The sequence below is a fragment of the Paenibacillus sp. UNC451MF genome (genome assembly GCF_000686845.1).
Lineage (GTDB): Bacteria > Bacillota > Bacilli > Paenibacillales > NBRC-103111 > Paenibacillus_S.
On the sequence record NZ_JMLS01000019.1, the window covers coordinates 71,331 to 90,591 of the forward strand.

The window sequence follows — 19,261 nt, forward strand, 5'->3', positions numbered from 1 at the left end:
ATATCATTTGTTTCATTCACCGCTGATGCGGAAAGTTCACTATCCAAATCCATTGCTTACGACACGGTCACATGGTCTAAGGCAAGCCGGGCTGCGCCGAGAATACCCGCCCGGTTCCCTAATTGTGCCGGTACGATGTGCATGTTCACCAATGTGCCGCTGACCGCATACGATGCCAGCCGATCCCACCATAGCGGGTGAGTCTCCATAAGCCCACCACCAATAATGATCCGTTCCGGATCATATATGTTCTGTATAGAAATAAGCCCGGTTGCAAGCTCTTCGGCAAAACGGTCGATAAGCTCAATGGCCCGCGGATCGGCCGCCGCTACCTGCTTCATCAGATCGTAGCTGTTCCAATCGCTGTTAACAGTTCGAGCGAGCCGGTTCAAGGCGGTGCCGGAAACATACTGCTCCAAGCAGCCTGCCTGCCCGCAATTGCAGGGCGTCCCCCGAGGATACAAAATGAGGTGGCCGACTTCACCGGCTCCGCCCCGCGGTCCGTTAATTAATTGTCCGTTGTGGACAAGTGCACCTCCAACCCCAGTCCCTAAGGTGACCAAGACATAATGAGAGCTTCCTTGGGCAGCACCCAACCAGCCCTCTCCCCATGCGGCCGCATTCACGTCATTGTCTATGAACACAGGTAGTGAGCAGGCCTCCTCAATGACTTCCCTCAGATTAGTCCCCATCCAACCCGGCAAGTTGTCTGTGGCATAAACCACTCGCCCCGCTGACGTATCGATGCGGCCGGCAGAGCCTATCCCTATTGCACTAATCATCTCAGGACGAAGGACTCGGAGCTCTTCTATAAGCTTCTTCATGCAAGCAATAATCGCTTCCTTGCCTTCCTTTACTGGGGTGGGTACGCTGACCTCGCCGAACAATTGCCCTTTGCTGTCAGCAATACCTGCTTTTATGTTCGTACCGCCAATATCCATACCAATGACGTCCACTTGGTTGGCTCCCCCTTATCTTGAGCTTTTGATTTCGTTAACGAAGCTCGCCGTAATGCATTGCGGCCGCGTAATGGCCCCGCCTACGACGACAAAGTCGGCTCCGGCGTCAATGGCAGCTGCCGCTTCCTGCGGGCTGCCGATCCGCCCCTCCGCCGCGACTGGAACCGATACCCGCTGCTTAAGCTGCGTTATGAGCGGTAAATCCGGTCCAGGCTCCTGTCTGCTGTAAGGAGTGTAGCCTGACAACGTCGTCGAGATATAGTCCGCGCCTAGGCTTGCCGCATAGACTCCTTCCTCTAGTGTGGAGATATCCGCCATAACAAGAATTCCTTGTGCGTGCAGCTCACGGATCGTCTCCTCCAATGTCCGACCGTCAGGTCTTGCCCGCCCTGTCCCATCCATCGCAACGATATCGGCTCCGGCGCGGTGCACTTCCACTGCATCTTCAACAGTTGGTGTAATGTAGACGTCATATCCCTGTACTAGCTTTTTGTTTAAACCGATGACAGGCAAATCAAGAGCCTGCTTAATCGCTCTAATATCTTGAGCTCCATTGGAGCGAATCCCGACAGCCCCGCCCATGTGTGCGGCTTTGGCCATCGCAACCATGTAGCTTGAACCATGCAGCGGCTCATCCTCCAACGCCTGGCATGAGACAACAAGTCCTTTCAAGGGGATTATAGATTTCATTTTGCGGCTCCTTACTTCGGGAAACAATTTCTCCTGTTATTTTTAATTTGGTGGTTATTTTCTCCATTAATTATATTATTAGTGGAGATATTATTCAATAACTATTTTTACAATAATCCCCTCTAAGAACCACGCTTCTAACCGTAATCTTTGATTGAATGCGAAAAAGCCTGCCACAAAAGGGACAGGCCACTTAGCAATTCTGTTTGAAATTTCAAATCTATTCTTATTTGTATCCTTTAGCTACTTCATTTACCATCGCAGCAACCGACTCCAAGCCGCCGCCGGAGAGGTACCAGTAGTTTTGATCAAGGTATACGATGTGGTTGTTTTTGAATGCATTTGTCTTCTTAACAAGCTCGTTTTCTACCAACGCTTTTGCACCGGTTTTTGCCGCACCGTCTACAGCCGCGCCGCGGTCTACGACGAACAAATACTCCGGATTTTTCTCAGCGATAAATTCGAAGGAAATGCTTTGGCCATGAGTGGAAACCTCCAGGTTCTTCTCAACAGCAGGAATGCCTAGTACGTCATGGATAAGACCAAAACGGGAGCCTGGTCCGTAAGCGCTGATCGTTCCATCGTTAGCCAAAATGATCAACGCGTTCTTGTTGCTTGCTGCTACTTGCGTTTTCACATCTTTAATCGTTTGTTCAATCTTCGCAACTTCTGCGTCTACAACGGATTCTTTACCAAAGATTTGTCCGAACATTTTCATGTTCGTTTTGAAAGACTCCAAGAATTTCGAGTTGTCTACACCAACGTACAATGTAGGAGCCAGTTTGCTAAGCTCAGGATAAGCTGCTTGCTGTCTTCCGGAGATCAGAATCAAATCCGGTTTGATGGAGCTGATTTTTTCATAATCCGGCTCTTGCAGTGTTCCGATGTTTTGGTATTTGCTGTCTTTGTATTTAGCCAAGTAAGGAGGCAGGTTCTTTTGGGCAACACCTGTCACTTCAATACCAAGCTTATCCAGAGTATCCAATGCGCCGTAGTCAAATGCGATAACTTTCTTAGGGTTTTTCTTCACTTTGGTTTCACCCAATTGATGCTTGAAGGTTAATTCTTCTGCGCCCGCTGGTGTTGCTGCCGGAGTTCCGCCCGACGCAGGAGCCGCTCCGTTGGAGGAATTCGAACCGCTAGTGCCGCAGGCTGCCATGAATACAGCCAAACAAAGGACGATGAACAACATGGGTAAACTTTTCTTCATATGAACCACCTCTTTTATTTAATAAAAAACAAATTATTTATAACCGGCAGCCGGGGAACCCGTCGCCAAATAATTTCCATCAACGAAAGTAAACGCAAATCTTGTTTCCTCTAATGTTCTCAATCTCGATGTCCATATCGTAGACCGCCTTCAGCACCGACGGCTCAATGATTTGATCCGTTGCGCCTTCCCTGATGACCTTGCCGTCCTTAAGAGCAACGATGTAGTCGGAATAACAGGAGGCGAAATTAATGTCGTGAATGACAATGATAACCGTCTTGCCCAGCTCGTCAACCAATCGGCGCAGCACCTTCATAATTTGAACGGAATGCCGCATATCGAGATTGTTCAACGGTTCGTCGAGCAGTACGTATTCGGTATTCTGGGCGATAACCATGGCGATATAAGCCCTTTGGTTTTGTCCTCCGCTCAGCTGATCCAAATATTTGTGCTGCATGTCTTCAAGCTCCATATAAGCGATAGCCTCATCGACATACTTCCAGTCTTCCTTGGTCAGCTTGCCTTGAGAGTACGGAAACCGCCCGAAGGAAACCAATTCACGAACCGTAAGCCGGACGTTAATCTGATTCGACTGCTTGAGAATCGAAATCTGCTTGGCGAGATCAGCACTTTTGCATTGGCTAATGTCCTTGCCCTCAATCAATATCTCCCCTGCATCCTTGGCAGTAAGTCGGCTGATCATAGATAAAAGCGTGCTCTTGCCTGCCCCGTTAGGCCCAATGAATGATGTGATCTTGCCCTTACTGATTTGGATCGATACGTTCTCAACGACATGCTTGTCGCCGTATCGCTTGGAAACTTGCCTTACTTCAATCATTTGGATTTGCTCTCCCTTAGCAGAAGATATAGAAAGTACACGCCACCGATAAGGTTAATGATGACGCTTAACGTCGTGTTGAATGTAAACACTCTCTCCACAATGAGCTGACCGCCGACTAATGCCACTATGCTGATAAGGATGGAAGCCGGGATCAACAACGCATGCCGGTATGTCTTCATAAACTGATACGTTACGTTGGCGACGAGAAGCCCGAGAAACGTAATAGGACCTACCAGTGCAGTCGCTACCGAAATGAGAGCGGCAATGACGATCAGCAGCCTTTTGACGACGTAGTGATAATCAACGCCCAAGCTGATTGCCTGATCCTTACCAAGAGAGAGTACATCCATGTACTTCGCTAATCGGGAATAGTAGACTGCAGCTAAGACGATAACCACACTGCATATAACCGTTAATTTCCCCTGCACCTTGTTGTAGCTCGCGAACATTTTGCCCTGCAGTACGAGAAATTCGTTTGGATCAATCAGTACCTGCATGAAGGTCGTTAGACTGCCGAGCAGAGTGCCCAGAATAATTCCAATGAGCAGCAGGAAGTACAGGTGACTCCCTTCCCTCTTGAACATCATCTTGTACAGCAGGCCTGCAAACAGCATCATCACAGCCAACGTCATGGCAAAGTTCACATTATTATCGACAAGCAGCTTCGTTGTAGAGCCAAATAGGTACACTACAGCGGTTTGGGAAAGCATATACATCGAATCCAAGCCGATAATGTTGGGCGTTAAGATCCGGTTGTTCGTTATGGTTTGGAAAATGACGGTTGAAAAAGCTATACAGCCTCCGGTAAGTACCATGGCTGCGATTTTCCAGCCCCTTCTCGGCAGAACGTACCCCCAGTTATCACCGACATCGATAAACAAAAAAATAGCAATCAGCAGTATTGCGAATATGGATAAAGAACCGAGCTTTGCCCTATAAGTCATATGCCTTTCTCCTCAACAGTAAATAAAGAAAAATAGCGCTTCCCAACACCCCGACCATCAAGCCGATTGGAATTTCGAACGGGTAAATGATAACCCGCCCCAAAATATCGCAGAACATAACGAATACGGCCCCCAGTATGGCGGTATGGGGTAGATTTTTCTTCAGATTATCGCCGTGATACAGCGTCACGATATTGGGAATGATCAGTCCCAGGAAAGGGATAGTCCCAACCGTAAGCATTACGACGGAGGATACGAGAGCAACAATAACCAGACCCAGATTGACTACGCGTTTATAATTCAGCCCCAAATTGATAGAGAATTCTTCTCCCATTCCTGCAATCGTAAATTTGTTGGCGTACAGATAAGCGATAATAACAACCGGGATGCTGATATACAGCAGCTCGTAGCGGCCTTTCATCGTCAGAGCGAAATTTCCTTGCAGCCAAGAAGAAATATTTTGAATGAGATCATACTTGTACGCAAAAAAGGTAGAAAAGGACGTAATAATATTCCCGAACATCAAACCGACCAACGGGATGAAAATAGCGTCTTTGTATTTCACCTTATCGAGTATTTTCATAAATACGAACGTTCCAAGCAGTGCGAATACGAAAGCTACGAGCATTTTCTGCATCGGCGTCGCAGAGGTGAACAGCAGCAAGGAAACGAGTATCCCGAGCCTTGCTGAATCATCCGTTCCACCAGTCGTTGGCGATACAAATTTGTTACGGCTAAGCTGCTGCATGATCAAGCCAACGACGCCCATGCTGACCCCAGCGATAATAATGCTGATCAAACGGGGAAAGCGGCTGATGAACAGTACTTGCAGCTGGTCATCGTTCAGATTGAACAGATCCCAAGGCTTAATATCTTTGACTCCAATGAAGACTGAAGCTATAGATAAAACAATAAGCAGAATGACCAAATATCTAAGTTTCATACGAATGTCTCACCTATGCCCGGTCAATAATGGTCAGAAGCTCTGCTGCCGGTATTCTCGATTGGGCAGTCGGCACTTTAGCCGGGTATCCAAGATGAAGGCTTCCGATAAGCTTCTCGCCGGGCTTTACTCCAAGCGCTTCCCGGAATTCAGGAGAGTGCAGCAGCGGATAAGTTTCCCAAACAAGTCCTAGCCCCTGCTCCCACGCGAGTAGGCTAAAATTGTGAATGATACAACTGGTCGATGCGTAATCCTCTTCCCATACGACCGGATGCGTGTTCTCAGTCATCACCACGGCTACAAACATCGGTACCGACATGAAGCGGTTATAAAATTTTTGTCCGAGCTCTTGGCTTTTCTCAGGATCCTTCTCCCTCTTCTCAGCCCCGGTGCGAGCGATATTAGCGAGTCTTTCACGACCTTCGCCTTGTACGATAACGAAGCGCCACGGCTGCGTCATTTTGTGATTAGGAACCCACACCGCTGTATCCAGCAGCTCCTTCACTAAATCAATAGAGACAGGACGATCTTCGAATTGATGAACGGAACGCCGATCTCGAATCAATTGAGCCAATTCCATAAATGTAACCTCCCTATTTAAGTTCCTTCTATATAAATCCAATTTAGCGAAATTGATAATCATTATCACTCAGATACATTTTACATGAATTACTTGCCACTGGAATGGACTTTTCGTTTTTCGGGTTGGACTTTTCGTTTGCGTTCATAAAATATCCAGTTGAGCGCTGTTCAATTAACGTTGCATTTTGAAGTAGCTGGAATAGAGCATAAAAAAGAGAGCCCTCCCGGCTCCCTTGTCTTACTCCCTTTCGGAGTACACATTAAATTGTTATTCCGCTACAGCTTATGGAAGTAGACTACGCCTTCTTAGCTCGGACAATATAGCGACTTCCTTTGTAGTAATAGCATCGACTCCGGATTGTATACACCTTCGCATCCTGTCAGGGTCGTTCACGGTATAAACCCAAACCGCGAGCCCCCTCTTGTGGGCTGCCTCTACCAGCTCGGGCCTGCATGTCTCATGATGCATGTTCAGTCCGTAGTAATGCCCTTCTTCGCCATCTCTGCACACCTTATCGATATACAATGCATAGTTCGATTTCTCTTCCTCTGTGAGTTTTGTGGGAGTGTTGAGAACGACCTTTATGTCCTTATGACGGCTGGTTATATTCTCGCTGCATCCTGTTATAAACACCTGCTCTACACAATGACGTCTTTGTATCAGCTCAACAACCGGCTCAATGGCAGCAGACGTTTTAATATCCAGATTCAGCTTGATCGAATGTTCCTTGGCAATATCCAGGATGTCCGTTAGCTTTACGATCTCGAGCCGCTCATACAAAGGACTGATTCGGGAGCGGACAGACTGTTGGTTCAGCTGCTCGTAGGTATACTCATGAAGATAGGAGGAATCGTCATGCAATAAAACAAGAGTGCCTTCCCGTGTTATTCTTATATCCACTTCGACGATATCCGCTCCAAGCCGAATGCCTTCCCTGAATGATTCCACGGTGTTATATGGCGTGTTGTCGCAGCCGGTATGCGCACCGATCCTTGGAAATGGTCGTTGGGTCATCCTAGTCCCCTCCGTTCGTTAAGATGGTTATCTTCATGCTCTGCGAGCTTACTTCATTTTCTCCTCTTCGACGTTCTTGACCGCTCTTTCCTGAGCATCCTTTAAAGCGGTATTCACATCTTTATTCCCGAGAGCCATATTCTTTTGCTCGTCCCGGACGATACTGGATGCCTTCGAACCGTAGGTCGACGATTTGGGAGAAGGGGTCATTTTCGTTAAAAAAATATTTTGCACCTTCTTGCCGTTATAGCTTGGCATATTTTTCGCATAGTTGGCTTGAATGGCTTTGTCCGGTATAGAGCTGATGCGTGCGTTAGCACTAACCAACATTTGCGTTTCTTTGGAGACCGACTCGAGCAGCACCTGGAATGCCTCTTCTTTATGCTTGCTCGTTTTGGAAATGAACGTCATATGGGAGTCGACGGTCCGGCCCTGGCCAAGGTGATCTTGGAAGTTAGGCAGCCCGGCAATATCCCAATTCGTAAATCCGGCTTTAGCCGCTTCCTCCAGCGGAGCTGCCGCATCATTAATCCATTCCAAAAACATCGCCACATTCCTATCCTTGATCAAGCCGTTCCTCCCCCAATTGAATTTGCCGTTCGGGCCAATTTGACCCGGAATATCGTACACCTGCTTTAAGAAGCTGAACACTCTTTTATACTCAGGCGATTCGAAATTTGGCGTGTCATTACTCCCTATGGCGAGAACTCCTAACTGTCCTACTATCGTATCTGAATAGTTGGGTTCAAAACCGATATATTGGATTCCATCCTCGGTACGGTTTATCTTGCGAGCCAAGGGGAGAATCTCTTCAAAGCTCATTAAATCTGTAGGGTAAGGAATGCCGAATTTATCAAAAATATCTTTATTGTAGAGCATCATCCCATAATTTAATGAAAAAGGAATTGAATACAGCTCGCCTTTATCTCCGACCGATTTAATCTTGTCCATAATGGACTGGTCGTAGATAGATAGATCGACTTTGTATTTTTTGACGTATTCGTTCAAGTCCTGCATAAGATCCAACGATTTCAACAGAGCAAAATATCCGTTACTGGCAAATATAAGATCCGGCGTCTTCCCTGCTGCAATGAGATCCTCGAGCTCAGAGCCTTTCTCCGGCTTTATGTATTCCAATGTTATATGCGGGTATTTCTTCTTTACCGGCTCGACGAAATACGTCTGAAAATCCTTCTCCGTGAACCCTACGCTTTTGTGGTTGGTTATGGTTAGCGTTACGGGTTGAGGGGCTGGGGTAGCTTTGGGTTCTTCTTTGTTCGCAGGTTCCTTCTCTCTGGTCGTTCCTTGTCCGGCTTGGTCATTGGTACAGGCTGACATCGATAGCAGCACGAAGGATATGGCCAACAGCCATACGCCCCATCTCTTTTTCATGATATCCCTCCATAAGATGAATTTCCTTTGCAGATGAATACGTTCACATTGAATCATTGCTCATGTGCTCTCTTAAGATGAGATTTCGATCATGGCTCGCGTTCGTATCAAAGCAGTCTTATGTTCATGTGGAGATTAACATTTTGAGTAGGTTCGTGTTGGGGTGAGCTGTAGTGAAGTTTACCGTGAAGAATAATCTGAAACGAGTAGACAGGTCGGATTACAACGTGGAAAAGGATCGGAAGATCCTCGAAACACCCCCAGCCCATGAAATCCACTCGCCATCCGCAGCAGCTGAATTTCATATCCTCTAAATGTAGGGAAAGCGCTTTCTCGGAAAGTATACTACATCCCTTCGAAGCTGACAATTGCTTTTTGAGGATGGAGAGTCCTCCACCATAAAGGAAAGTAAAAAACAAGCCAGGAGCCCTTCCGCCCCCGACTTGCATCACGCTTATTTAGCTTGATTATTCTTTGTTACATAAATAGCCGGAGCCGGCGGCAGCTCCATTCCGTGACCCAAATAGAAACCCGGATGGGGAGGCTGATTATAGCAGACGTTCTGCCAAGCGACGCTCAGCCGGTATACCGGATCATGCATGAGTGTATGAATGCGATGCTCCGTAACCTCGGTTGTCGAGTAAATTCTAAGCTCTGTGCTGTCTGCGGACCGCCAAATGACTTCCTCCCTCCAGTCGCCGAACAGATCGGCCTGCAGGCAAGGGTTGCCCTTGGTCCCGTTATTTGAACGAGTACCTTCCGGCGTCATGATCGTTATCAAACGTTCATTCTCATAATCCCACTTGTAAATGCGGCCTTCACCTATTCCTGTAGAGCGGTCGTATTCATGATCGAGCAGCTCCCGCAGCAAGTCACCATCCCACCAAATGGCAAAATTAAACGATTGCGGCGTCGTATTCGTTATTTTTTCGCCTGTGATACTGTATAGTCCGAAACCGCCCGTTTTCCAATGATCCGATGACCACACTTCCGCTCCGTCATAGCGAGGATCAATATCGGCAGCCAAGCCGCGGCCGATGTCAGAGGTCGAGGGCAAGCCCCACAAAATCTCGCCAGTCTTGGCATCGTGAACTTCAATGCCGTTGTCCGAAGGATTCTCGTGCACCTGGTACACCTCCAAACCCGGTCGGTTCGGATTGAGGCTGCCCACGTGCATCGCATCCCCATGTCCCAAGCCGGTTACATAGAGCCCCGACCCGTCATGATCGATAACACAGGAGCCATAGACGATCTCGTCCTTGCCGTCACCATCAACATCCGCTACAGCGACACTATGGTTTCCTTGCCCTGCATAACTAGCGTAGCCCTCATTATTGCTGTCGAATGTCCATACCTTCGTCAACTCGCCGTCACGCCAGTTGAATGCGGCCAGCACCGTTCTCGTATAGTAGCCGCGGCACATAACCAGACTCGGTCTTACACCGTCCAGATAAGCCACGCAGGCAAGAAAACGGTCTACGCGATTGCCAACAGAATCACCCCAAGCGGATACGTCGCCGCGGGGCGGATCGTAGTCGGTTGTTGCCAGCGCCTTTCCTGTCCCCCCGTCAAAAACGGTAAGAAACTCAGGCCCCTCGATAATAAAGCCGCGTTTGTTACGATAGTCGGCGTTAGCGTCTCCGATGACGTTACCTTGACCGTCCACCGTTCCATCCGCCGTCTTACAGGCGATTTCCGCCTTGCCGTCTCCGTCGAAATCATAGACTAGAAACTGGGTGTAATGAGCCCCCGCTCGAATGTTGCGGCCCAGATCAATCCGCCATAGGAATCGGCCGTCCATTTTATAAGCATCCAAATAAACATTGCCTGTGTACCCACCATGAGCGTTATCATGTGAGTTGGAAGGGTCCCATTTGAGAATAATCTCGTATTCACCGTCTCCATCCAAATCGCCCACACTGGCATCGTTGGCGCTGTAGGTATACTCGATTCCATCAGGAGTTGTCCCGCCTTCAGGCTTGCGCAGAGGGATGGACATGTAGTCCTTGCTCCATACGGGGGTCGGCTGCGATTCGGAACCGGCCAGCTCTACTCCCTCTATTACGACACGAACGGTATAGCTGGAATCGAGGCTCCCCTGCTCGTCCACATAGTTAGTACTCGAACCTATCGGTTCGGCATTCACTTTCTCCCCGTCCCGGTATAAATTGTAGGCGATATTCGCCGGCTCGGTTCCGAGGAGGCGCCAGCCGACATAGACTCCCTTCTCTACTTTAATGGCCACTAAACCGCGGCCTATATCCTCCATCTGCCTTGGCAGAAGGGTATTGGGTTGCCCGCTTGAAGCTGACACATTGCTGGACATTTCATCATCTCCTTGAGTCGTAGAGTTCATCATTCTATATGAGTGGCATGCTTGCTGGTAGAATGGCTTACTTTATTCATACGCCCTACGTGCTTTGCAATCAATTGCACTTTTTTGCAAACGGATAAGAATCTTATTGAAGTATTGCACTTTCTTTCACTCGTTGACTGAATGAATAAAAAAACAGTGAAAACTGTTCAACCTATATGAACAGCTCCGCACAGCAAAAAAGACGCCCCAAGCTGACTTCCATCGCTCCTATGTCGATGTGTCGCTATAAAGACGTCTTCACGCATGCATCTGGCCTATTCTTTGCGGCTATCCTCGTTCGGCTCTAAAATAAGCACATAGCCGCGGCTCCCATCCAGGCGAATCGTATCGCCATCCTTGATCCGGCTGGTCGCTCCTTCGATACCGACGACGGCTGGAATTCCATACTCGCGGGCTACTACGGCACCGTGAGTCATAAGCCCGCCGACCTCCATCACGAGGCCGATGGCAGAATGAAACAGCGGCGTCCAGCCCGGGTCGGTGAACGGGGCGATCATGATCTCGCCCTTGTTCAGCTTGGCTTCGTCCGGACGCATCACGACGCGGGCGATGCCCTCCACCACACCGGCCGAGACCGGAGTGCCGAGTAGAGCGCCTTCCGGCGCGTCCTTCCGTTGGCGGCTGCCCGTAATGATCTCGCCCTCACTCGTCATGAGCCGCGGAGGGGTAAGAGCTTGGAAGCGCGCATAGTCGCGCTTCCTCTCTTCAATCTGCTCCTGCAGGTGGGCTGCGGCCCCACCTCGGGTCAGCTGGAGCATCTCATCCAGTGTCAGATAGAAGATATCCTCCTCCATCTGAAGCATGCCTTGCGCGACCAAGGACCTCGCTTCTTCTAACAGCGCTTGACGAATGAAGCCGAACAAGCGAATCATCACGTATTTCGGATGCTCTCGTACACCCATCATATGACGAAACACTTGAATCAAGCGGGACAACAGCTTGGCTTTGAACCATCCGAACGGCAGAGCCCGTACACGGCTCACGAGCTCTCGGGCTGCTGCCTCAGCTTCCTCCGCGCCCTGCGCAAACCGCTCTCTATGCTCGCCCGGCTGCATCGTGCGCATATGGTTCTCTACCGCCGGCAGCAGCGCTCCCGGATCATCACGCCATCTCCGGCGCGTAAGATCGATCTCGCCTGGACAGCGCATGCCGTACAGCTGCATAAAGCGGTCCCATTGCCGCATGAATTCCTCTCCGCCCTCAGCCTTCTGCAGCCGACTCTGGAAGTGATCGGCGTCACCTTGCCGAATGATCTCAGCAACCTCCGGATACCGTCTCGCGGTGTCCGCCAAATCACCTATCATCAGCCCGAGCTCGCTGGTTACGTTGCCGGGCAGTGATTTATTCAGCACGTTGATTGCTTCTGTATCCCCGAGCCATCTCTCGGCTAGTGTCTTAATCAATCTCGAAGAAATGATGCCGGATAACGGGAATGGCATCACGCGTGGGAACAGGGTGCGCAGTATCGATCCCGCCAGCTCCTGGGCTCGAAGGACTCGCTCCTCACCGGTTACGCCTGCCATTTGGGCCTCTCCCTGCAATACGTAGGCTTCGGTCCACTCCTTCACTTCTTGCGCCGCTTGAGGAGGAGAAGCAAACAGGAGATTACGGGCGGCTCTGCCGGCGACAGGTCCGGCAAATTTCAGAATATGCAGCTTAAGCCCCGGCTCACGCGCCAAGCCGCGCACGAAGGATTCTCTTTGCACATACTCGGCTACGCCGCTCGCCATCAGCTCATCGATTCCGCTCAGCAGCTTGGGGAATAACTGCCGTGCAGGCTTCAAGTTGAACAGCTTCGTAATGTCGAGAAATATTCTTCCCCCTGCCGTATAAGCCAATTGGCTCTCGGCCCGAAGCGATGGCTTGCCGAAGGGCACCATTGTACGTAATACCGACATCCCCATCGGCTTCATCGCATCGGTCATCATTTGCTGATGGCCGAAGGAAACGAGAATATGAGGGGATTCGCCTGGTCCCACAGGCACATGAGGAAGTGGATAGAGCGACGTAATCGGTCGGCTCTGTACAATATAGAGTTTGCCTTCGGCATAGCACCACTCGATATCCTGATCGCTGCCGTAATGATTCTTAATCTGCTCCCCCAGCGATGCAAGCTCATAAATTTCCTTGTCGCTCAGCGCCTGCTTCTCCTGCTTCTCAATCGGCAGATCGCGAGTCTCCGTCCCTCCTTCTGGTAAGGAGAAGACGGCTACTTTCTTCTTCGCGATCTTCTTCGAACTAATCTCGCCAGATCTAACTTGATACAGATCAGCCGAAACGATCCCGGAAACGAGAGCTTCTCCCAGCCCGAAGCTGGCATCTATAGAAATTGTCCCTCTATGGCCGCTGATCGGGTCGGCAGTGAACATAATGCCCGACACTTCGGGGAATATCATCTGCTGCACAACAACGGACAGCAGCACCGATCGGTGATCAAAGCCGTTCTTAGCACGATACGATATCGCCCTAGCAGTGAACAAAGAGGCCCAGCATTTGCGGACCGCTTGAAGCAGCTGCTCCTTTCCCTGCACATTCAAATAGGTGTCCTGCTGCCCCGCAAATGAAGCCGATGGCAAATCCTCCGCAGTCGCGCTGGAACGAACGGCATACGCCCTGTTTGCACCTGATTGACGCCAGTGCTCGAGAACGCTGGCCTTAATTTCATCGGGGATCGCCACAGTGACCAAGTAGTCGCGAATATCGTTTCCAAGCGCTGTAATTTCCTCCAATTGGTCGGCTTTCACCTTTTCCAGCCTCTCGAAGTAATCCTCCATCCGGTCGTTCTGCTCTATAAATGCCTTGTAAGCCTCCGTAGTCACGCAAAAACCAGGCGGAACGGCAAAGCCAGCGCGAGTCATCTCCCCCAGGTTGGCTCCCTTGCCTCCTACAAGCGGTAAACTGGACTTATCGATCTGTTGAAAGCCCAACACGTATCCGTCCATCCTCACACACGCTCCTTATTCCTTGTCGTTGGTTCGGATCCCTTCGAATAACAACGTGAATAATGTGTCTGCGACATCCATCATCGCAACCCCGTGCTTAGCTGCAAAATCCGGCCGCACATACCGCTGAATGCTATCCATTAACATGACGGAAGCCAGCTTCGGATTCAGGTCGCGGATCAAGCCTTCCTGCTGTGCCTGCACAAGCAGGCCTTCCATAAAAGACAACTGACGGGACCGAAACAGCTCAATTCGTCCCCATAATCCGGGAGCAAACTTCTGCACATCCTCCAGGAATAAAGGATTCAACTGCAGGATCTCCCGCTTAATGCTTGTAAAGACGGCGCGGAATACCTCCAAAGGGGTGCCTTTCCCCTGTTTGGCCGCTGCAACCTTGCCTTCGATTGCACTCAGCGTAAGCTCCATAACCGCTTCAGCAATTTGCTCCTTGCCAGTGAAGTACATATATAAAGTTTTCTTGCTCATACCTAGCTGCGAAGCGAGCTCGCTTAAGGTCGCATTGCGGTAGCCCTTCGCTTTGAACAGCTCTGCCGCCGTTTGCAAGATGCGTACGCGAATCAATTCATCCATTACTCTGACCTCCAAATTGCAGAAACCAAGGAAACCACAATACACTCCCTTGGTTTCCATTGTATAATTCTACGCTATTCCCGTCAACGGAGAACAGGCTCCGCACTTGAACCTTTTTTACTGAACTTGGTACAATATAGGCACATCCTATGCATTTGCACTGATCGATAATAACTTCAAGTAGACGAATGGACGGAGGGTACCCTGTGATTCCGGAAGGTAATTTGAAAAGTAATGTGGATCGGTTCTCGGGCTTTGAAGATTGCTACGATAGTAATCGCCCCGAGGCACCTCTCAAAGTGATTGAGATTGTTACAACCTACCTAGGTAAGAAGCCGTCGCTCGTTGCTGATATCGGCTGCGGAACGGGGCTGTCCTCTTTTATTTGGAAGGACCATGCCCAGCGTGTCATAGGGGTCGAGCCCAATGACGACATGAGAGGTAAAGCGGTAGAGAAAGCCTCTGCCTTGAAGGATGCGAGCCATATCACCTTCATGAAGGGATACTCTAATGAGTTGAGTATGGACTCTGAATCCGTCGATATTATTACCTGCTCCCAATCCTTTCACTGGATGGAGCCTGTAAGCACATTGAATGAGATATCCCGCGTATTAATTCCTGGCGGTGTGTTCGCTGCCTATGATTGCGATTGGCCGCCTACTCTTACATGGACCATCGAGGAAAAATACAACAATCTGATTCAGAAAGCGGATGACACGATTGCACGTCTCGTACAAGAACCGGAGCAAGCACACAGATGGAGCAAAGATAAGCATTTGCATCGTATCCGCAAAAGCGGCAAGTTTCGGTTTACGAAGGAAATCGTCTTTCACAACACGGAGATATGCAATGCCGAGCGTTATATCGGGCTGACTCTTAGTCAGGGCGGGCTGCAGACCGTGTTCAAGCTGGGCGTGCCGGACTTGGATGCCGATATCGCCGCGTTCAAAGCGGATGTAGAGGAGTATTTCCAAGGAAGGACACTAGAGGTCATGTTCAGCTACCGGATGCGTCTTGGTGTGAAATAGAGCTATAAATACAAAAAGCATCAAAGACATTCACAGTCTTTGATGCTTTCCTTTTATATTAAGCTTCGCCGACTACAGTAAAGCGTTCATTAATATGCTGAGGCTTTTCAATTTCATCCACCAAGGCAATAGCGTAATCCGCATAGCTGACATGGCTGTTTCCTTGGGAGTTCACGAGCAGGTTGTCTTTCCCTTTTTGATACGCTCCTGTTCTTCTTCCTTCAGGGTTAAAAAAAGCAGAAGGACTGAGGAACGTCCACTTGATACCCGTCGATTGCTGCAGGTCTTCAAGGTTTTTACCTTGATTCGACGCGGTTGCAAAGTACTCTTTAGGGAACTCTGGCGTATTAACCAAGCGCACCGTTTTTTGCTCATCAACGAACAGGCTTCCTGCTCCGCCTACCACGATCAATCTTGTTTCCGGCGCACCTTTGAGTGCTTCGATCAACACTTTTCCCGCTTCCACATGCAAATGCTCTTGCCCTGCAGGCGCTCCAAACGCATTCACTACAGCGTCAAACGCTTTGAGGTCCTCTGAAGTAAGCTTGAATACGTCTTTTTCCAATACAGAGATCCCTTTATCTTGTACTTTAGAAGCGTTTCTTACGATAGCCGTTACTTGATGACCTCGGCTTGCCGCTTCCTTCACGATCAGACTGCCTGCTTTTCCCGTTGCTCCGATAACTGCGATTTTCATTTATAATTCCTCCCAAATGTGTATTGTTCATAAAAAGTGATTAGCAAGATTCATCCAGCTTGCAGCTCAACCCATCGGTTGCACCGGATTTCCCCTGTGCAAGCTGCCGCTCAATCACCTGTTCAATAACTTCTTTTCCTACGGCTCCCTGAAGACGCTCATCTCCAATAATGAAGGTAGGTACTGCCGTTATGCCAGCCTCATCATAGGCATGCTGAAGGGCTAACTCTTGAGCTTGCTTATATCGCCTTGTTGCCAAAGCCTCTCGAAACTCTGCTTCATCCAACCCTATTTCGGCCGCAAGCTTAGTAAGTACCTCCGTACTGCCAATATCCTGCTCATCTTGGAAAAATGCACGAAAAACCTTGTTAATATATTCATTACCCTTGCCCTGCTCGCTTGCATAATGGAAGCCTTCAAAGGCTAATCCGGTATAAGGATGCGGCGATACGCGAGGAAGCTTCATGTCTATTCCCCACTTTTGCGCAGTCGGGGTAATGTAAGATTCCCAGCCCTTCAGCTTCGACGGGTCCTGCCATGGGTCGATAGGAGGTGCAGGATTAGGACGTAATTCAAACGGCATCCATTCGATCTCTACGTCCTTATCTCGTATCGCCTCTTCAAGAGGTGCTTTGGCCAAAAAACAAAATGGGCATATAAAATCGGAATAGGCTTGAATCCTTAAAGTCATAACGTAGTATTCATCTCCTTTCACAGATTATACAAAGGCTTTGTAAGCCTGATATTCTATTTTGTAACCAAGTTAGTTACATGTTAATTTAAAAAAATGCAGCCTACTGCAGTCACTCCTCTATCGCTAGTTAACCTCAGCGGCCATCACCTGTAACTATTATAGTTACAATTCATGTTCCTTGTCAACCCTGTTTATTTAACCCCGCACGCAACATTAAGCTAACCATCAGCTGGCCTTAAGCTGTGTTTCAGTTTGCCTAGCCATAATAGGCTTTAACTAGAATCTAGAAAGCGACCAAGGAGGGAATCACCAAATGTCCCTTTTGAAAAATCATAAAATGAGTTCAGCCCTGCTCCTAGCCCTTCTTTTATCTATTGGATTGTGTGCCTATTCCTTATGGAGTTACGGCAGCACTTCGACAGCAGGCAGCGCAGCATGGCAGCAAGATACGCCGCAGGGAGGCTTCGGACAGCAAAGAGGAAGCTTCTCTCCCGGTAAGGAAGGCGTGCGTGAAGGGGGATCGTCCTCCCCTTCCTCTGATAGCCCGAGGAGTACGACCGAGCGGCAGCAGCCCCCTACTGCAAATGCAGGTTCAATAGACGGCTCTCAAGGCAATCATGGAAATAGCGCCAACGGACGCGGCATGCCTGGACAAGGCGGCGGAAGATTCGGCGGCGCTACGACGGGTGGTTCGGGTACTGCCTCTAAATACGCAGTCCCGCTTGCTGCCTACGCCGTTCTATTCTTCGGCGCAGCAGCTGCTGCTCTGTATCTGAATCGAAGAAACCGGGGAACGCTGCAGATCCAAAAGAGCGATCAGCGAGTATGGATAGGGTCCATATTAGGGACGGGACTGTTCCTGCGGATCGCCGCAGCACCGTGGATTCCCGGACATACGGATTTGAACCTGTTCATGAACTGGGCCACCTTCGCCTCCAACAATTTGACGGGCTTTTACTTGAACGGCTCGAGCGACTATCCGCCGTTCTATGTATATATTTTGTACGTAACCGGCAAGCTTGCTGCTAATCCTGCCTTGAGCCCTTACTATTCGCTATTGCTCAAGCTGCCGTCGATGGCTGCGGATGCGGCAACCGCTTATCTGCTTTACCGGGCCGCACGCAAGTTCATCTCGTTTGAAGTCAGCCTGCTGATTGCCGGTCTCTATATCGGGAACCCGGCTATTTTTATCAATTCTACCTTTTGGGGACAGGTGGATTCCTTCTTCACGTTGTTCGTAGTTGGAGCGCTCATGCTCCTTTTCAGCAAAAAGATAGGCTGGGTCACTGTACTCTTGACTGCAGCCGTACTGATGAAACCGCAAGGGATCATTTACCTGCCCGTCCTGTTCTTCGAGCTGATCCGAATGAGGCAATTGAAGCCTTGGCTCATTGCAGCAGGCTCGGCGATAGTAACCACACTGATTGTGGTCATCCCGTTCTCACTCGGCCAAGAGCCCACATGGCTATTGAAGCTGTATACAGGCACCGTCAACGAATATCCTTACGCTTCGGTCAATGCTTATAATTTGTTCGCGCTTCTCGGAGCTAACTATACTAAGGACACCGTCACCCTGCTCCTGTTCGATTACCATACCTGGGGAATGGCCTTCATTGTCGCCGTGACTTTGTTCTCCTGGTGGATGTACGCCAAGGGCGGGAATGTCCGTTTTGCAGCGGCAGCAGCGCTGATTCAAATCGCGGGTGTGTTTACCCTCTCTACGAGCATGCACGAGAGATATTTATTCCCTGCCGCGGCCCTAGCTCTCTTAGCGTTCGCCTATCTACAAGACAGACGGCTGCTGTGGCTATCCGTCGGGTTCAGCTTGACGATATTTGTGAACACCTACGATATCTTTTACCACTCGTCTCATGGCAGTGGGGCTTATAACGCTACCTTGTTCGTCACTTCGCTGCTGAACATCGTTTGGTGTGGATGCCTTGCTAAAATCGCTTGGGATTACGGCTCTGGAATTAAATCGAATCCCGATATTCCGGCTTTGCAAAATACTTGATCGGATAAGAACGGCACCCAGGGAAAAATAACCCTAGTCGGTGCTCAGGAAATTAAAAAGGCACCTCGTCTTAACGACGGGATGCCTTTTTGGTATGAGATAATCTTATTTCTTCTTAACGGTAATCGTCCATGAAGCGTCATCGATTTGTTCATACTCCGTAATCGTGTGGCCTTCTTCAGCTGCCCAACGGGGGATACTTTCTGTCGCTTGAGTACAATCAAAATCGATCACCAGCTCGTCTCCACTATTCAATGACTGGATAGCTTCCTTAGCTTCAATTAACGGAAACGGACACACCATGCCGAGTACTTCTAGTTTATGTTTCATCGGATCATCCTC

General features: G+C 49.3%; 17 protein-coding genes. 2 read left to right on the forward strand and 15 right to left on the reverse strand.

Going from position 1 to position 19,261, the window contains the following annotated elements:
- Positions 1-56: 56 nt before the first annotated feature.
- From BP97_RS0119225 to BP97_RS38975, 12 genes are all read right to left on the reverse strand, one after another.
- Positions 57-956: an ROK family protein gene (locus tag BP97_RS0119225; protein ID WP_028550563.1), complete on the reverse strand. Its 900-nt coding sequence runs from the start codon at positions 954-956 to the stop codon at positions 57-59.
- Positions 957-971: 15 nt separating this feature from the next.
- Complete coding sequence (locus BP97_RS0119230; RefSeq protein WP_028550564.1) at positions 972-1,649, reverse strand: N-acetylmannosamine-6-phosphate 2-epimerase; 678 nt, start codon at positions 1,647-1,649, stop codon at positions 972-974.
- Between the two features lie 226 nt (positions 1,650-1,875).
- Entirely contained in the window at positions 1,876-2,859 is a 984-nt protein-coding gene (locus tag BP97_RS0119235; RefSeq protein WP_028550565.1) for a siderophore ABC transporter substrate-binding protein, read from the reverse strand.
- A gap of 79 nt (positions 2,860-2,938) precedes the next feature.
- A complete protein-coding gene (locus tag BP97_RS0119240; protein ID WP_028550566.1) occupies positions 2,939-3,697 on the reverse strand; it encodes an iron ABC transporter ATP-binding protein in 759 nt (252 codons plus the stop codon).
- Positions 3,694-4,644 (reverse strand): iron chelate uptake ABC transporter family permease subunit, encoded by a 951-nt coding sequence (locus BP97_RS0119245; RefSeq protein WP_028550567.1) that lies wholly within the window; start codon positions 4,642-4,644, stop codon positions 3,694-3,696. The genes BP97_RS0119240 and BP97_RS0119245 overlap by 4 nt, the downstream gene beginning before the upstream one ends.
- Complete coding sequence (locus BP97_RS0119250) at positions 4,634-5,587, reverse strand: ABC transporter permease (protein ID WP_028550568.1); 954 nt, start codon at positions 5,585-5,587, stop codon at positions 4,634-4,636. Before BP97_RS0119250 ends, BP97_RS0119245 begins: the two co-directional genes overlap by 11 nt.
- Before the next feature lie 13 nt (positions 5,588-5,600).
- Positions 5,601-6,167, reverse strand: a complete 567-nt coding sequence (locus BP97_RS0119255) for a nitroreductase family protein (protein WP_028550569.1) — start codon at positions 6,165-6,167, stop codon at positions 5,601-5,603.
- Positions 6,168-6,452: 285 nt separating this feature from the next.
- The gene (locus BP97_RS0119260) at positions 6,453-7,184 is read right to left on the reverse strand and encodes a glycerophosphodiester phosphodiesterase (RefSeq protein WP_028550570.1); all 732 of its coding nucleotides are present in this window, start codon (positions 7,182-7,184) and stop codon (positions 6,453-6,455) included.
- 48 nt (positions 7,185-7,232) lie between these two features.
- Positions 7,233-8,576 carry an ABC transporter substrate-binding protein gene (locus tag BP97_RS0119265; protein ID WP_028550571.1) on the reverse strand — a complete coding sequence of 448 codons (1,344 nt, stop codon included), beginning with the start codon at positions 8,574-8,576 and terminating at the stop codon, positions 7,233-7,235.
- A gap of 454 nt (positions 8,577-9,030) precedes the next feature.
- Entirely contained in the window at positions 9,031-10,902 is a 1,872-nt protein-coding gene (locus tag BP97_RS0119275) for a rhamnogalacturonan lyase (RefSeq protein WP_231506342.1), read from the reverse strand.
- A gap of 305 nt (positions 10,903-11,207) precedes the next feature.
- Positions 11,208-13,895 carry a phosphoenolpyruvate synthase gene (locus BP97_RS0119280; RefSeq protein ID WP_028550574.1) on the reverse strand — a complete coding sequence of 896 codons (2,688 nt, stop codon included), beginning with the start codon at positions 13,893-13,895 and terminating at the stop codon, positions 11,208-11,210.
- Between the two features lie 15 nt (positions 13,896-13,910).
- On the reverse strand, positions 13,911-14,486 hold the full coding sequence (locus BP97_RS38975) for a TetR/AcrR family transcriptional regulator (RefSeq protein WP_051620773.1): 576 nt from the start codon (positions 14,484-14,486) through the stop codon (positions 13,911-13,913).
- Between the two features lie 206 nt (positions 14,487-14,692).
- Here BP97_RS38975 and BP97_RS0119290 point away from each other — a divergent pair, with 206 nt between their 5' ends.
- Positions 14,693-15,514: a class I SAM-dependent methyltransferase gene (locus BP97_RS0119290; RefSeq protein WP_028550575.1), complete on the forward strand. Its 822-nt coding sequence runs from the start codon at positions 14,693-14,695 to the stop codon at positions 15,512-15,514.
- Between the two features lie 58 nt (positions 15,515-15,572).
- Here the strand turns inward: BP97_RS0119290 and BP97_RS0119295 are convergent, their stop codons facing one another.
- Positions 15,573-16,211: an NAD(P)-dependent oxidoreductase gene (locus BP97_RS0119295; RefSeq protein ID WP_028550576.1), complete on the reverse strand. Its 639-nt coding sequence runs from the start codon at positions 16,209-16,211 to the stop codon at positions 15,573-15,575.
- Positions 16,212-16,251: 40 nt separating this feature from the next.
- Positions 16,252-16,902, reverse strand: a complete 651-nt coding sequence (locus BP97_RS0119300; RefSeq protein ID WP_028550577.1) for a DsbA family oxidoreductase — start codon at positions 16,900-16,902, stop codon at positions 16,252-16,254.
- 316 nt (positions 16,903-17,218) lie between these two features.
- Here BP97_RS0119300 and BP97_RS36870 point away from each other — a divergent pair, with 316 nt between their 5' ends.
- Positions 17,219-18,919 (forward strand): hypothetical protein, encoded by a 1,701-nt coding sequence (locus BP97_RS36870; protein ID WP_028550578.1) that lies wholly within the window; start codon positions 17,219-17,221, stop codon positions 18,917-18,919.
- Between the two features lie 105 nt (positions 18,920-19,024).
- On the opposite strand, the gene BP97_RS0119310 is transcribed toward BP97_RS36870, so the two are convergent.
- Positions 19,025-19,249 (reverse strand): sulfurtransferase TusA family protein, encoded by a 225-nt coding sequence (locus BP97_RS0119310; protein ID WP_028550579.1) that lies wholly within the window; start codon positions 19,247-19,249, stop codon positions 19,025-19,027.
- Positions 19,250-19,261: the final 12 nt, after the last annotated feature.